This window comes from Vibrio sp. Vb0304 (genome assembly GCF_033338995.1).
Lineage (GTDB): Bacteria > Pseudomonadota > Gammaproteobacteria > Enterobacterales > Vibrionaceae > Vibrio > Vibrio alginolyticus.
Map to the genome: position 1 here is coordinate 135,682 of NZ_JAWOTT010000004.1, position 15,776 is coordinate 151,457.

The window sequence follows — 15,776 nt, forward strand, 5'->3', positions numbered from 1 at the left end:
CTTTATTGAATATCTGATCAAGTAGGGCGTGCTAGCAGTACTGTACTAACACGCCCTAATATGTACTAAGAATTAATCAGATAAACAAGCTAATGTTGTTGATTTGGCGATGCTACCAATCAAATATGCTATTTAACCAGTTTGATTTCTTCTCACACTGTTGCTTTATCTGACCGGTTTTATCCCAAACCGGCAGTTTGTAATCACTACGGCAGTTCATTTCTAAACCTCCATCAGATGTAGGCTTGAACCCTAATGTGGTGATTTCTCTTGGCCATGGGAGCTCTAAGCGCTCAGGAATACGCTGCTTCAAGTACTCTGCGTACACTCGTAATGCACCACTCGACCCCGTTAGATTCACGGGTTTATTATCGTCGCGGCCTAGCCAAATTGTCGTCACCTCACGACCATCAACACCGACAAACCAACTATCGCGGTTGTCATTACTGGTACCCGTTTTTCCTGCCAATGCAGCCCAACCAAACTGGCTTTGTAAGAAGCGGCCAGTGCCTTGAGCAACCCCTTGTTTCATCGCGTAGGTCGTTAGCCATGCAGCTTGTTCATCCACGGCTCTTGATGAACGAGGCAAGGATTGATACAGCACATTACCTTCCATATCCATGACTGAGCGCAGAGCGGTCAGTTTTGCACGCTTACCTGAATTCGTCAGAGTCTGATACATCTGTGCGACTTCGAATGGCGTCAAAGAAAACGAACCCAAAAACATCGAAGGCACTGGGCGAATTTCGTCTTTGTTCACGCCCAAACGCTCTAAAGTATTGGACACTTCAGGAATGCCAAGTGCCATACCTAAGCGCACGGTTGGTACGTTAAGTGATTTCGCTAAAGCAATGTAAAGTGGCACATCACCACGATATTTTCTATCGTAGTTGCGCGGCGTCCACACGTTACCTTTACTGCTCTTCAGACTTAACGGCGTGTCGTGTAGCGTCGTGCCTAGGTTGTATTTATCCGGTTGTTCTAGAGCCGTTAAGTAAATCGCTGGTTTCACTAAAGAACCAATTGGACGACTGGCATTGAGCGCTCGGTTAAAGCCTTCATAACCGACACGTTTACCACCAACCATCGCACGGATTTCACCACTATGGCGATCAACGGCCACAGCAGCGGCTTCTAACTCTTTACCACCCCGTTTAGCTAGTTCTGGGATCTTTTTCGCGATAGCTTGTTCCATTTTGCTTTGCGATACTGGGTCCAGAGACGTAAACACGCGCAGTCCGGTCTCTGCTTTAAATCGCTCCCCAACTTTTTCTTTTAATTCAATGCTCAATTGTTGGAAATAAGCTGGCTGACGGCTCGCAATACGTGGCTTGCTTTGCGTATCGAGTGGACGACTTACAGCTTGTTCATACTGCTCTGAAGTCAACATGTTTTGCTGCATTAACAGGCGCAGAACGAGATCACGACGCTCTTTCGTTCTCTCAGAGTAACGAATTGGGTTGTAGTAAGACGGTCCTTTTACCATCCCAACTAACATCGCCAGCTGATCGATTCGCAACTCCTGAATTGGCTGCCCAAAATAGTAACGCGACGCCAAGCCAAACCCGTGGATCGCTTCACCTCCACTTTGACCTAGGTACACTTCGTTGAGGTAGGCTTCTAAGATACGATCTTTGCTGTAACGGTAATCCAAAATTAGCGCGATATACGCTTCTCGAACTTTACGCCACAGTGTTTTATCACGAGTCAAAAACAGGTTTTTTGCCAATTGCTGAGTCAGCGTACTACCACCTTGAACAGTACGACCGGCCTTAATGTTCGCAACCAATGCACGTGCAATCGCCAGCGGTGACACCCCGTCATGTTGATAAAAATCCCGGTCTTCGGTCGCAAGCAGTGCATCCACTAAAATTTCAGGGAACTGATCACGACGTAAGAAAAGACGCTGTTCATCACGGTCTTTCTCCAGCATGCCCAACATCTTCGGTTCTAGGCGCAAGTAACCAAGGTCTCCTCGAGATTCTAAAGACTGAATACGTTGCAAGCCGGAATCAGAGAAATGCAGCATAATGTGACGATCCGGCTCGGGACCATCGGCAAACTCGAATGGACGGCGAATCAATTCAATCCGAGTGGAAGAAGAGGAATATTCGCCTGGGTAACGAGGTTGACTCACTTTACGGTAATTCAACACATCTAGCTCGTTGCGCAGTTCTTGGATGGTGATATTCTCACCAGGGCTTAGATTCAAGATACGGGCATAAACTACCGTTGGCAGCTCAAACAGCTGGCCTTCAAAGCGTTCTTTCACCACACTATCTAAGTAAATCCCAACAAACAGCAAAACAGCGGCAAGTGCAACGCCAGCTTTCCAGCTAAACGACCACAGAACTTTCAACCACGAACGTTTCTCGTTAGTCGGTTTTTTACTCGGCGTACGTCGAGTCTGTTTTGCGGTTCCTTTATTGGTTGTACTTTTCTTCGCTGGCGCTTTTTTCGCGCTAGGCTTCTTGCTGTCAGTCATTATTCAATTGTCTTTTTGTTTTCGTTGTTGCTACATGATTGGCAGGATCATCTGGCCAAACGTGTTTTGGGTAGCGCCCTTTCATCTCTTTTTGAACGTCTTTGTAGCTTCCGTTCCAGAAAGCCGCCAAGTCCGACGTTACTTGCAATGGACGTTGTGCCGGTGAAAGCAGTTCAAGCACCAAACGCTTGCGGCCAAGAGCCACCGTTGGGGAACCACTCTCCCCAAATACTTCTTGCATACGCACCGATAATATCGGCTCGTGGCCATATTGGTAACGGATACGCTTCTTTGAACCTGTGGGCAGTTGGTAATGCTCAGGTAACCATTCATCCAGTTGTTGATTGAGTGGCCAACCTAATCGAGCATTAAGCGCTTCGACCAAGTTTATCTTGCTCAGGTCTTTAACCGAGCTGACAGACGTCATGTATGGCTCTAACCACTCCTCTAATGAATCCAGCAAACTGGCTTCATCAAACATTGGCCATGACTGCTCAGGTAACCATTCCACCGCACAACGAATCCGAGCCAACAAGCTCTCCGCTGCCGGTGTCCAGTTTAGACTCTGTAAGCCCTGGCGGCGGACATACGTGAGTAAAGCTTGTGTCATTTTTTCTTTGCCAGGGCTTGGCAACGGCTCGCGTTCAACGACCAGCAGACCGAGTTTTGTTTGTCGCTCAGCTATTAGACGGCCTCTTTTTTCATCCCAGTCCACTACTTCTTCAGACGAAAATAGCGTATCAAAGGTCGTTCGCAATATATTGACATCCAATTCACATGCCGAATGAATTTGACTTGAGCTAGAATGAGAACGCATTAAGTCAACGGCAACCAAATACTCACAGCCACCTAGCATGTCTTCCTGACGACATTCTGCACCATGACCATTAGCCAAAGTAAATCGCCCAAATTGATTTGTGCGCTGCTGCGCAATGCGATCTGGAAATGCCAAACTTAACACCAGCGGTAATGCATCTTCATCCACGCCTTTCAGGTCAAATACCGTATCCAATTTGTACGCTAGAGATTGAGCACGCTTGAACAACATCGACTTTTTTGGATGAGTACCAACAAGCCAACGATGCAAGCTATGAGCGATATTGGTAACATTTCTCTCTGGCTCTTCAATCAGTGCGACCGCCGCCAAAGCAGCATTTAACATCTTATCACTGTAAGATTGCGCTTTAATTAGCATCGCAGCCGCACGAGGCTCAACGCCTAGTTCATGCGCCTGTTTTCCTTCGGACGTTAATTGCCCTTTTTCCGTCAGTAGTCCCAATGACACCAATAGCTGCTTCGCTTGTTCCAATGACGCATTAGCGGGAACATCAAGCCACTTTAGATCGTGGATATCACTCGCTCCCCAAAAGGCAAGCTCCATAACTAAACTAGCTAAATCGGAATGCAAAATTTCGGGTTGGGGAACCAGCGGTTGCTGCTTGAACTGGTTTTCAGAATAAAGACGAACACAAATGCCCTCTTCTATTCGTCCCGCTCGTCCTGCACGCTGAATCGCTGAAGACTGTGCAATGCGTGTTTGCTCTAAGCGTGTTAAACCGTTTTTCAAATCAAAGCGGGCAATACGCTCTAACCCAGAATCAACCACGAGGCGAATGCCTTCAATCGTTAGTGAAGTTTCTGCAATGTTGGTCGCTAGAACGACTTTACGCTTACCTTGTTCTGCTGGCGTAATCGCTTTTTGTTGATCTGCAAAACTCAGTTGACCATAAAGTGGGCATATGTCGATATCATCCGCTAAATGAGACAACCGCTCTTCAACTTGTTTTATGGCACTAACACCCGGCAGGAAAGCCAACAAAGATCCAGATTCTTTGTTCATAAGACTTTCTATTGTTTTTGCCATACTCGTAGGTAAATGCTCGTTCACACCTAACGGCTGGTAGCGCATTGCCACATCAAAGCTCCGCCCTTCAGATTCAATGTAACTGGCTTCCGGCAACAACGATTGTAATGCTTGTTGGTCAAGCGTTGCCGACATTACCACCAGCTTGAGATCGTCTCGCAATGCCTCTTGAACTTCTAAACTGAATGCTAAAGCGGTATCGGCATGAATGCTGCGTTCATGAAACTCATCAAAGATCAGTAGATCAACCCCATCCAACTCCGGGTCCGTTTGGATCATCCTGGTCATAATCCCTTCGGTTACGATCTCCAGCTGCGTTGCAGAACTTACCTTTGCCTCGCCACGGACTCGATAACCCACGCGTTGACCTACTTGCTCTCCCAATTGCTCAGCAAGATAACGGGCAATGTTACGCGCCGCGAGTCGTCTTGGCTCAAGCATGATGATTTTTCCAGCAACCGAATGATTTAAGAGTAACTGCAAAGGGAAGTAAGTCGACTTACCGGCACCAGGCGCCGCTTTTAAGATCACTTGATGTTGATTTTTGACCGCCGTCAGCAACTCAGGCATCACGGCTTCAATCGGCAATTGTGACAAAGGAAATACCTTATGGTGTAATGGTGGCAACATTGTACATAAAAAATTTTTTGTCTAAATAAGCAAATGCATTTCACACCCGCTTTAGAGTCCGCCACTCTACTCAAACGTTATAAACGCTTTCTTGCCGATATCGAGCTCGATACTGGTGAAATCCGTACAATCCACTGCGCAAATACAGGTGCAATGACGGGTTGTGCAACGCCCGGAAACAAGGTTTGGTTTTCTACTTCCGACAACCCGAAACGAAAATATCCCAATAGTTGGGAGTTGAGTGAGACCGAACAAGGCCACCGTATTTGTATCAACACCGCGCGTGCCAATCAATTAGCCGTAGAGGCTATTGAAAATAATGTCATTTCAGAGCTTTGTGGTTATGACACACTTCAAACTGAGGTGAAATACGGCAATGAAAATAGCCGAATTGATATCTTGCTCAGCGCAGACGACAAGCCAAAGTGCTATATAGAAGTGAAAAGCGTCACTCTTCTTGATGAGACCGACTCTACTGGACAAGGATACTTCCCAGATGCGGTCACGACTCGGGGACAAAAACACCTGAGAGAGCTCACAGAAATGGCACAAAATGGAAGTAGAGCCATACTTTTATTCACTGTTTTACATTCAGGTATTGAAAAAGTATCCGCGGCGCACCATATAGACGCGAAATATTCACTATTACTCAAACAAGCACAAGACGCTGGAGTGGAAGTTCTCTGCTACAAAGCTGAACTGAGCGATACTGGAATGAAGCTGATTTCCGCTATTGATTTTATCAATTAAGAGAAAAAATGATGTCGTCTTCACATTGGCGATAACTTTGCGATTCAGTATTTGCTTGCACCGCCTCTTTTTGCTATAGATACCCGCCTTAAATTGACTGCGTAGCAGTTGACTAGGTGTAAGTAGGAGATGCTGTATGCCAGAATCAAAGAAGAAAACGATAGGCATCCTAGCCATTGCCGGCGTGGAGCCATATCAGGAAAAACCTGGTGAAGAGTACATGTCACCAGAGCAGGTTGAACACTTTACGAAAATCTTAACAGCTTGGCGCGACCAGCTAAGAGCTGAAGTGGATCGTACTGTTCACCACATGCAGGACGAAGCAGCAAACTTCCCAGATCCAGTTGACCGCGCCTCTCAAGAGGAAGAGTTCAGCCTAGAACTGCGTAACCGTGACCGCGAACGCCGTTTGATCAAGAAGATTGAAAAGACTTTGGATAAAATCAAAGAAGACGATTTTGGCTTCTGTGAGTCTTGTGGCGTAGAGATTGGCGTTCGCCGTCTTGAAGCACGTCCAACCGCTGACCTTTGTATTGACTGTAAAACACTTGCAGAAATCAAAGAGAAGCAAATGCAAGGTTAATCACCCAGCATTATGATTGTTGAAGGGAGCTCAGGCTCCCTTTTTGTTTTGGCTACCTTCGCACCCTATTTGTTTACTAAATTCGAGATACACGCATGACACGCTATGTAGGTCGATTCGCCCCATCTCCTTCTGGTCCACTGCATTTTGGTTCACTGATTGCCGCTCTTGGCAGTTATTTTCAAGCGAAAGCACAAAACGGAGCTTGGTTAGTACGTATTGAGGACTTAGACCCACCAAGAGAAATGCCAGGTGCAGCGCAACTTATCCTAGAGGCACTCAAGGCCTATCAGCTGCATTGGGATGGGAAAGTAGTATACCAGAGCGAACGTCACGACCTTTACCAAGCTCAAATAAACAAATGGCTCGAAAATGGAGAAGCCTATTATTGCCAATGTACTCGTAAGCAAATTAAAGAGCATGGCGGTTTTTATCCTGGCACTTGCCGCGATAAAAACTTGAAAGACGGCGCGATTCGCCTAAAAATGACCAAGCCTGTCGCTCATTTCCTCGACCAAAAGCGGGGAACCATTACTATTCCAGAGCAACTCGTTAATGAAGATTTCATTATTAAACGTCGAGATGGATTATTTGCTTATAATCTTGCGGTAGTATTGGACGACATCGACCAAGGCGTCACAGAAGTCGTGCGAGGTGCAGACTTAATCGAGCCGACAGGGCGTCAAATTAGCCTGTACCAAATACTTGGTCAGCCTGAAGTTAGCTACTTGCATTTACCATTGGCGATGGACAACAACGGCAATAAATTGTCGAAACAAAATCACGCGACGGCTATTGATATAGATACACCAAAACCTACTCTATTGCGCGCCATGACATTTTTAGGTTTCGAGATACCTGAAACCGTAAGGGCGACCAACATAGAAGATATTCTTCGTTGGGGCTGCGAAAACTGGCGGTTGGAACAGCTTCCAGCAGAGATCGAGATCACACCGTGATTCTCAAATGGCATTGTGTAGGCTATCATTAGCCGCAAATTAGGCCCTAGAGGCGTATAAAACTAACCAAAGCAAGATTGGATTAAACCCAGTTATTGCCAGATGCACATGAATACAAACGACTATACACCAAGCGAACCTGCCACAATTCCAGAGCTCGCTCTCAATGTAATAACTCGTGAAGAGCACAACATTTCGCGTAAGCAGATCAGTGATAATGCGCTGAAGGTACTGTACCGCCTAAATGGTGCTGGTTTCGATGCTTTTCTTGTGGGTGGCGGGGTTCGAGACTTACTGCTTGGACAAAAACCAAAAGATTTTGACATTGCGACCAACGCAACGCCGGAACAGATCAAACAGCTATTTCGTAACTGCCGTTTGATTGGTCGCCGCTTCCGCTTGGCTCATATTATGTTTGGCCGAGACATCATTGAGGTTGCGACATTCCGTGGTCACCACCAAGAGCAAAAGAATAAGAGCATTTCTCAGCAATCAAAAGAGGGTATGCTGCTGCGTGACAACGTCTACGGCACCATCGATGAAGATGCTGAGCGCCGTGATTTCACGATTAACTCGATGTACTACAACATCGCAGATTACTCGATTCACGACTACGCACGTGGTATTGAAGATTTAGAAGATCGCCTAATTCGACTGATTGGTGATCCAGAAACACGCTACCGTGAAGACCCTGTGCGCATGCTGCGTGCGGTTCGTTTCGCGGTAAAACTAGACTTTGATATTGAAGAAGACACCGCAGCGCCAATCGAACACATGGCACCGTTGCTCGGTGACATTCCGTCAGCGCGTCTTTTTGAAGAGTCACTCAAATTATTGCAATCCGGTCATGGCTTAGAAACCTACCACCTACTGCGTGAGTACAACCTATTCCAGCAACTATTCCCGACGATTGCAGCGCACTTTACAGAAGATTACTCCTCTCACACTGAGCAGATGTTGGATCTTGTCCTAGATTCTACCGACATGCGCATCGAAGATGGGAAACGCATCAATCCAGCATTTATGTTTGCTGCAATGCTGTGGTACCCACTGTGTGCGAAAGCCGATGAACTGATGGAAGAGCGCAACTTAGGCCATTACGACGCCATTATGGAAGCGAGCAACATCATTCTTGACGAGCAAGTTCGCACAATTGCCATTCCAAGACGCCACACCGCAACCATTCGCGAGATTTGGCAGTTACAGCTTCGTCTTCCACGACGTAACGGTAAACGTGCATTCCGTCTTATGGAGCTCAATAAATTTAGAGCTGGCTTTGATTTTCTTGAAATGCGCGGTGAAATTGAAGGTGGTGACACTCAGAAGCTTGCCAAGTGGTGGGAAACTTTTCAAAATGCAGGCCGAGAAATGCGTCAAGCAATGGCTGCCGACTTAGACGGTCAATCACCGAAAACAGGCCAGCGCCGCCGTAAAACTTATCGCAAGAAAAAGAGTAAGCCCAAATCATGATTACAGCGTACATTGCGGTAGGCAGTAACTTGGCGGATCCTGTCAGCCAAGCGAAGCAAGCGATTGAAGCATTAAAAACGCTGCCTAAATCAGAGTTTGTTCAAGCTTCTTCGCTATACAGCAGCACGCCAATGGGGCCACAAAACCAACCGGATTACATCAATGCGGTTGTGTCTATTAACACCAGTTTGACGCCTATTGAATTGCTCAATTGCACACAAGCTATAGAGCAAGAACAAGGGCGTGTCCGTAAAGACGAACGCTGGGGACCAAGAACCTTGGACCTCGACATTGTGCTTTATGGCAATGAGGTGATTAATTCCGAGAGGCTGATCGTTCCTCATTATGGAATGAAAGAGCGTGAATTCGTACTCTACCCTCTTGCGGAAATTGCACCAAGTTTACAACTCCCTGATGGGACCGAGGTCTCTGAACTACTGGAACAAGTAGATAGAAACGGCCTCAGTATCTGGCAGTCATAGCCAACTCCTAGTAAGGATAAAACCATGAAAAAAATGACCATCAACGACCTAATCAAGTGGAAGCAAGAAGGTCGTAAATTTGCTACTTCAACCGCTTATGATGCGAGCTTTGCCCAACTGTTTGAAAGCCAAGAAATGCCAGTACTTCTTGTTGGTGATTCTCTAGGTATGGTTTTGCAAGGTCACAACGATACTCTGCCAGTAACGGTCGATGATATCGCTTACCATACTCGTTGCGTACGTGCTGGTAGCCCAAATTGTTTGTTGATGGCAGACATGCCATTCATGAGCTACACCACGCCAGAGCAAGCTTGCGAAAATGCGGCTAAACTGATGCGTGCTGGTGCCAATATGGTAAAAATTGAAGGTGGTGACTGGCTTGTCGACACGGTGAAAATGCTCACTGAACGATCAGTTCCAGTTTGTGCTCATCTTGGTTTAACTCCTCAAGCTGTTAATATTTTTGGTGGTTACAAAATCCAAGGTCGCGATCAAGAAAAAGCAGACCGCATGGTAAAAGACGCATTAGCGCTGCAAGAAGCAGGCGCTCAAATCGTCTTACTAGAATGCGTACCAGCTGAGCTTGCTGAACGTATTACGCAAGTGCTTGACGTTCCTGTTATCGGTATTGGTGCAGGTAACGTAACAGATGGTCAAATTCTCGTAATGCATGATATGTTTGGTATTTCTGCCAACTACATGCCGAAATTCTCCAAAAACTTTCTTGCTGAAACAGGTGATATGCGCAAAGCCGTTACTAAATACATTGAAGATGTAGCCAACGGTGTATTCCCAGACGACGCTCATACCATTGCCTAGAGGATAAATGCATGCAAACTTTTGCGGAAATCTCAGCAGTTCGTGAACACCTTAAAACCTTTAAACGTGAAGGTCGTAAAGTGGCGTTTGTCCCTACCATGGGCAACCTTCACGAAGGCCACTTAACTTTAGTGCGTAAAGCACGCGAATACGCTGATATCGTTGTCGTAAGCATCTTTGTTAATCCGATGCAGTTTGATCGTGCAGACGATTTAAATAATTACCCACGCACGCTAGAGGAAGACTTAAGCAAGTTAACCTCTGAAGGGGTCGATGTGGTATTTACGCCAACACCAGAAGTTATCTACCCTGAAGGTCTGGATAAGCAAACCTTCGTCGATGTCCCTGGCCTATCAACAATTCTCGAAGGCGCGTCTCGACCAGGTCATTTCCGTGGCGTGACGACGATAGTGAATAAGCTGTTTAACATCGTACAACCGGATGTCGCGTGCTTCGGCGAGAAGGACTTCCAACAACTTGCTGTTATCCGCAAGATGGTTGATGACCTAGCAATGGACATTGAAATCATCGGTGTACCAACCGTACGTGAAATGGACGGTTTAGCAATGAGTTCACGCAATGGCTTGCTTACGCTGGACGAGCGTCAACGTGCGCCTGTACTTGCTCGTACAATGCGTTGGATCAGCAGTGCCATTCGCGGTGGCCGCGATGACTACGCATCGATCATCGAAGATGCAAGCGACCAACTTCGAGCTGCAGGTCTGCACCCTGATGAGATCTTCATTCGTGATGCTCGTACATTACAAGTGATCACACCAGAAACGACACAAGCTGTCATTCTGATGTCTGCGTTCCTAGGCAAAGCTCGTCTTATCGATAACCAAACGGTAGATATGGTTGTCGAAGCGAAGGAAGAAGCTGAATCTAACAATACAAACTCAGAGAGCGCAGAGTAAGCTCTGAGTCATAAAAGTAAAAAGGTCGACTCTTAGTCGACCTTTTTTATACTCTACGTATAGACGCAATCTAACCCTTCAGGGCGAGTTTTAAACCGCTTGTGCAGCCACATCCACGCTGGAATATCACGTTTTATCATTTTCTCAAGCTCTTGGTTCAAGATGCTTGCCGCTTTAACCGCATTACGTCTCTCGAAACGCTCGCTAATGTCTTTTCCAATGTACAGCGTGTAATGGTGATTTTTACTCACTGTAACGCCAGATATAACCGCGCACTTTGTTGCATCAATGAGAACACTAGACCCAACGGTACTCGCCGCTTGTTCAACAGCAAAAAACGGCGCAAAAACAGAATGGCTAACGCCATAATCATGGTCGGACAAATACCAAAGTCGATGACCCTTTTTCAGAACTTTGAGCATTGATTTCACGTCTTTTCGATCAATCATTTGATGTCCAAAACGAGTTCGACCTCGATGTTGAATAAACTCATAAGCAGGATTCGAATTTGGGCGATAAACGCCATAACCTTGGGCAAACTGGCTAAAAATACGAGCGGTTATCTCCAAGTTTAAATGGTGACTGCACACCACCAACACACCACGTCCATTCTTTTCCTCAGCGAGTAAACGATCTTTTCCAACAATAGAGGTTATCCGACGTATCCGCCAATCTGGCCAAAACCAAGCGATACCGGTTTCGATGATCGCCATTCCAGTATATTGAAAGTTTTTTCGTACTACGTCCTTACATTGCCAATCCGTAAAATCAGGGAAACACAGCTGGAGATTACGCAGAGCGATCTTGTATCGGCGCTTCATTACATGCATCGCAATACAGCCGATGCTTCTACCTAAGATTCGCAATACTACGTATGGCAGTACATTAACAAGAATCGCTAAAGATCCAAATGCCAGCCATACAGACCAATATTTGGGCTTAAGTAACTGATAGGAGAAAGGCGGCGGCGGGACAATATTCATAGGATCACTCATTTATTACAAATGATTGAAACCTACCATGATAAAAACCGAAAAATTGTATGGGTATGTATTGTTATGCATGCGAAAGAGCAGCGTGAATCGCCGCTCTTTGCTTTATGAGAATGGCTTAGCTTCTTAGCCCAATCCCTTTGGTTACTAGATAATGCGCAATGGCATACAGTGCAACAACAAACACTGCAAGTACACTAAATGAAGTGATAATGCCTACATCCGAGACACCTAAAAAGCCGTAACGGAACGCATTCACCATGTAGACGATTGGGTTGATCTTAGAAACGCCTTGCCAAAATTCAGGCAGAAGACTAATCGAATAAAAGACACCTCCCAAGTAAGTTAGAGGAGTCAATACAAACGTAGGGATGATCGAAATATCATCAAATGTTTTTGCGTAAACCGCATTGATCAAGCCACCGAGAGCAAATACCACCGACGTCATGAAGACAGTCGCGACAATAATGCCCCAGTGCTCCACTTGCAAATCAACGAACAAAAGTGACACACAAGTAACAATTGCACCGACCAACAAACCTCGAGTCACGCCGCCCATCACATAGCCAGCAATAATCACATAGTTTGGTACCGGTGCCACCAGCAGTTCTTCAATATTCTTCTGTAGCTTTGCACTAAAGAATGAAGACGCAACATTCGAGTATGAGTTGGTGATCACCGACATCATGATCAAACCTGGAACAATGTACTCCATGTAACTAAAGCCGCTCATCTCACCAATTCGAGAGCCAATAAGATTGCCGAAAATGATGAAGTACAACGTCATCGTAATGGCTGGCGGCACTAAGGTTTGCACCCAAATACGTGTAAAACGAGTGACTTCTTTGCTCAGCAAGCTGCGAAATGCCGTCCAATATAAACCGTACATTTAATTACTCCCCTCTCTTACAATGCTGACAAACAACTCTTCAAGTCGGTTGGCTTTGTTACGCATTGAGAGAACTTTAATGCCATGCTCTGTTAACTGACTGAATACCGAATTCAATCCTTGGCTTTTATCTAGTTCTATCTCTAAAGAGCCATCAACAATACTTTGTCGATTAACACCTTCAAGCTCAGGCACCTCGACTTCTGACTCAATATCCAAGATAAATGTCTCGACGCTTAGCTTACCTAGTAACGCCTTCATGGTGGTATTTTCAATCAGCTCACCACGATTAATAATGCCGATATTTCGACACAGCATCTCCGCTTCTTCTAGGTAGTGTGTCGTTAAAATAATCGTAATTCCTTGCTCTTGGTTGATCTCTTTCAGAAACCCCCACATTGAGCGGCGTAGTTCAATATCCACTCCAGCCGTTGGTTCATCTAAAATGAGTAATTGCGGCTCGTGCATCAAAGCTCTTGCGATCATTAAACGACGCTTCATCCCACCGGATAGGTTACGAGCACGCTCTTGGCGTTTTTCCCATAAATCCAATTTTTTCAGGTATTTTTCTGCTCTTTCTTTGGCTAACACTTTAGACACACCGTAATAGCCAGCTTGCTGCATCACAATTTGCTCAACGGTTTCAAACTGGTTGAAGTTGAACTCTTGTGGCACCAAGCCTAAATTCTGCTTGGCCAATTCGAGGTCGGTATCAATGTCATAACCGAAAACTTTCGTCGTTCCGGAGGTTTTATTCACTAAGGAGGAAATGATGCCAATCGTGGTCGATTTTCCTGCACCATTGGGACCCAGAAGCGCGTAGAAGTCACCCTTTTTCACTTGGAGACTTATACCTTTTAACGCCTCAAAGCCACCTGCATACGTCTTGCGCAGTTGTTCAATTTCTAATGCGTACATAAGGTCTTGATTGCCGTTTGTTTGTGATTACTAATACCGACTCATATTTAGCAGCGGTTTACTACAAAATCGCCTTGGGTATCGTATTGGAGGTCCATCAGTTTATCGTTGAATAACGATGATTACAAATAAACCTTTCGATAATATTGGAAATATAACCCTTACCTCGTAAAGGTTATCTCTGAGTAAGACAAAATAGAGCATAAAAAAACGCAACAGGACACTGTTGCGTTTTTAACTGTCAGAATGATTACGCCGTTATGCGCTGATACTGGTCTGCCTCAACATGTGCCACCGCCGCATTCAATGCTTCGTAACGGAATTGGTACATATTTTCATCAGGCACAAGGTCAATCACATGGAATTTCTCTAGCTGTTCTCGTGTTCGCTCATTCGGGCATAATAAATACACGGCACAATTGGCATCGAGAGCATCCTTAATCGCATTCTCTAACGCCAAACCGACGGTCACATCAATCATTGGTACATCCGTAAGATCGAGAATCATCACGTCATAGTCCGAAATACTAGAGTGCTGACGTGAAATGGCTTTAGAAACACTAAAGATCATCGGACCGGAAAGATAAAAGAACAGCACTTTACCATTAGCACGATCCAACAAACCACGCTCGCTGTCAGTCAGCGGCACATCATCTTCATCCGCGTCGCTGATCGCTTTTACTTGTCGCGCCTGCTCTCGGCTCAAACGCTCGATGATGATAATGTTCGAGATAAAGACGCCTAAACCCACCGCAACGATAAGATCAACGAATACTGTAAGCAACATAACGCCATACATCACCGCCATTCCGGAAAAGCTTACCTTATGTGCCCTCTGAATAAAGCTCCAGTCTAGGATGTTAAAGCCAACATACACCGCAATGCCTGCTAACACAGCCATCGGGATTGGCTCTGTTAATCCGCCAGCAACCAGTACAACCAACGCCAACATTAGTGCACGAATCACACCAGATAATGGCGAACGAGCCCCAACTTGGATATTCGTTACCGTCCCCATGGTAGCCCCCGCCCCCGGCAGCGCACCAAACAAGCCTGAGATCATGTTAGCTAACCCTTGACCTCGCAGCTCTTTATCTGAGTCGTGTTCTTTACGAGTTAATGAGTCACCGATAACCGCCGTTAACAAAGTATCAATACAACCTAATGTGCCGAGCACTAATGCATCAATGACCATCTCGACAAACATATCTGTGTCAATATAAGGGGCGACGAGAGAAGGTAACCCAGCAGGAATTTCACCGATACGACGAATATCTTCTGTATCAAAGAGAATCACAGACAATAAAGTCACCGCGACCAATGCCACGAGCTGTGCAGGAACGTATTTACGATATTGCTTAGGGAAGAAAAAAAGAATCCCCAAAGTCAGTAGTCCCAAAAACAACTCACTGAACTTAAGGTTAGAAATGGTCTCCGGCAAAGCAGATAACGTTCCGAGTACTCCCCCTGAAGGCGCAGCATGCCCCATCAAAGGCGATAACTGCAGAATGATAAGAATCACACCAATGCCAGACATAAACCCGGAAATAACGCTATAAGGCATTAAGGTAACGTATTTACCCAGTTTTAACGTCCCCAATAGGATTTGGAACGCGCCAGCCATCATGACAACCGTGAAAGTCATAGCCATGCCCGTTTCTGGGTATTTCGCCATCATACTGGTTAATACTGCGGTCATGATTACCGTCATTGGCCCTGTCGGTTCTGATATTAACGTATTAGAACCACCAAATAACGAGGCAAACAAACCGACCATTATTGCCCCCCAAAGGCCGGCCTCAGCACCGGCTCCGGATGCAACACCAAACGCTAACGCCAGAGGGAGAGAGATAATCGCCGTGGTTACCCCGCCAAATACATCCCCTTTGAAATTGATATCTTCAAAACGACTACCGAACACTGCTGATTTTCCCTGCATTCAATTTTAAAAAGTAAAATATCACTACTTTAACGAGCTAGGCGAAAATTTAAACCATAAATAGATTAAGGCTAAATTC

General features: G+C 45.7%; 13 protein-coding genes. 7 read left to right on the forward strand and 6 right to left on the reverse strand.

Going from position 1 to position 15,776, the window contains the following annotated elements; genetic code table 11:
* Positions 1-112: 112 nt before the first annotated feature.
* The gene (gene mrcB / locus R7P35_RS08600) at positions 113-2,485 is read right to left on the reverse strand and encodes a penicillin-binding protein 1B (RefSeq protein WP_213904898.1); all 2,373 of its coding nucleotides are present in this window, start codon (positions 2,483-2,485) and stop codon (positions 113-115) included.
* A complete protein-coding gene (hrpB, locus tag R7P35_RS08605) occupies positions 2,478-4,946 on the reverse strand; it encodes an ATP-dependent helicase HrpB (RefSeq protein WP_213904897.1) in 2,469 nt (822 codons plus the stop codon). Before hrpB ends, mrcB begins: the two co-directional genes overlap by 8 nt.
* A gap of 66 nt (positions 4,947-5,012) precedes the next feature.
* Between hrpB and sfsA the strand changes: the two genes are divergently transcribed.
* The 7 genes from sfsA (at position 5,013) to panC (ending at position 10,959) form a co-directional block, all read left to right on the forward strand.
* The gene (sfsA, locus tag R7P35_RS08610; RefSeq protein ID WP_017635909.1) at positions 5,013-5,729 is read left to right on the forward strand and encodes a DNA/RNA nuclease SfsA; all 717 of its coding nucleotides are present in this window, start codon (positions 5,013-5,015) and stop codon (positions 5,727-5,729) included.
* Between the two features lie 136 nt (positions 5,730-5,865).
* Entirely contained in the window at positions 5,866-6,312 is a 447-nt protein-coding gene (gene dksA / locus R7P35_RS08615; RefSeq protein WP_005386584.1) for an RNA polymerase-binding protein DksA, read from the forward strand.
* Positions 6,313-6,407: 95 nt separating this feature from the next.
* On the forward strand, positions 6,408-7,271 hold the full coding sequence (gene gluQRS, locus R7P35_RS08620) for a tRNA glutamyl-Q(34) synthetase GluQRS (RefSeq protein WP_054576325.1): 864 nt from the start codon (positions 6,408-6,410) through the stop codon (positions 7,269-7,271).
* 102 nt (positions 7,272-7,373) lie between these two features.
* Entirely contained in the window at positions 7,374-8,741 is a 1,368-nt protein-coding gene (gene pcnB, locus R7P35_RS08625) for a polynucleotide adenylyltransferase PcnB (RefSeq protein ID WP_005386589.1), read from the forward strand.
* The gene (gene folK, locus R7P35_RS08630) at positions 8,738-9,223 is read left to right on the forward strand and encodes a 2-amino-4-hydroxy-6-hydroxymethyldihydropteridine diphosphokinase (protein WP_017635910.1); all 486 of its coding nucleotides are present in this window, start codon (positions 8,738-8,740) and stop codon (positions 9,221-9,223) included. The genes pcnB and folK overlap by 4 nt, the downstream gene beginning before the upstream one ends.
* Positions 9,224-9,247: 24 nt before the next feature.
* Positions 9,248-10,042, forward strand: coding sequence for a 3-methyl-2-oxobutanoate hydroxymethyltransferase (gene panB, locus R7P35_RS08635; protein WP_005386592.1), 795 nt, complete (start codon positions 9,248-9,250; stop codon positions 10,040-10,042).
* An 11-nt stretch (positions 10,043-10,053) separates the two neighbouring features.
* On the forward strand, positions 10,054-10,959 hold the full coding sequence (gene panC, locus R7P35_RS08640; RefSeq protein ID WP_005380005.1) for a pantoate--beta-alanine ligase: 906 nt from the start codon (positions 10,054-10,056) through the stop codon (positions 10,957-10,959).
* A 53-nt stretch (positions 10,960-11,012) separates the two neighbouring features.
* Here panC and R7P35_RS08645 read toward each other — a convergent pair whose 3' ends face one another.
* The 4 genes from R7P35_RS08645 to R7P35_RS08660 all read right to left on the reverse strand — a co-directional run bounded on the left by R7P35_RS08645 (position 11,013) and on the right by R7P35_RS08660 (position 15,679).
* A complete protein-coding gene (locus R7P35_RS08645; RefSeq protein ID WP_318091990.1) occupies positions 11,013-11,942 on the reverse strand; it encodes a Kdo(2)-lipid IV(A) acyltransferase in 930 nt (309 codons plus the stop codon).
* 127 nt (positions 11,943-12,069) lie between these two features.
* Positions 12,070-12,840 (reverse strand): ABC transporter permease, encoded by a 771-nt coding sequence (locus R7P35_RS08650; RefSeq protein ID WP_005380002.1) that lies wholly within the window; start codon positions 12,838-12,840, stop codon positions 12,070-12,072.
* The gene (locus R7P35_RS08655; protein ID WP_005380000.1) at positions 12,841-13,758 is read right to left on the reverse strand and encodes an ABC transporter ATP-binding protein; all 918 of its coding nucleotides are present in this window, start codon (positions 13,756-13,758) and stop codon (positions 12,841-12,843) included. It lies immediately after the preceding gene.
* Positions 13,759-14,008: 250 nt separating this feature from the next.
* Complete coding sequence (locus R7P35_RS08660) at positions 14,009-15,679, reverse strand: SulP family inorganic anion transporter (RefSeq protein WP_005379997.1); 1,671 nt, start codon at positions 15,677-15,679, stop codon at positions 14,009-14,011.
* Positions 15,680-15,776: the final 97 nt, after the last annotated feature.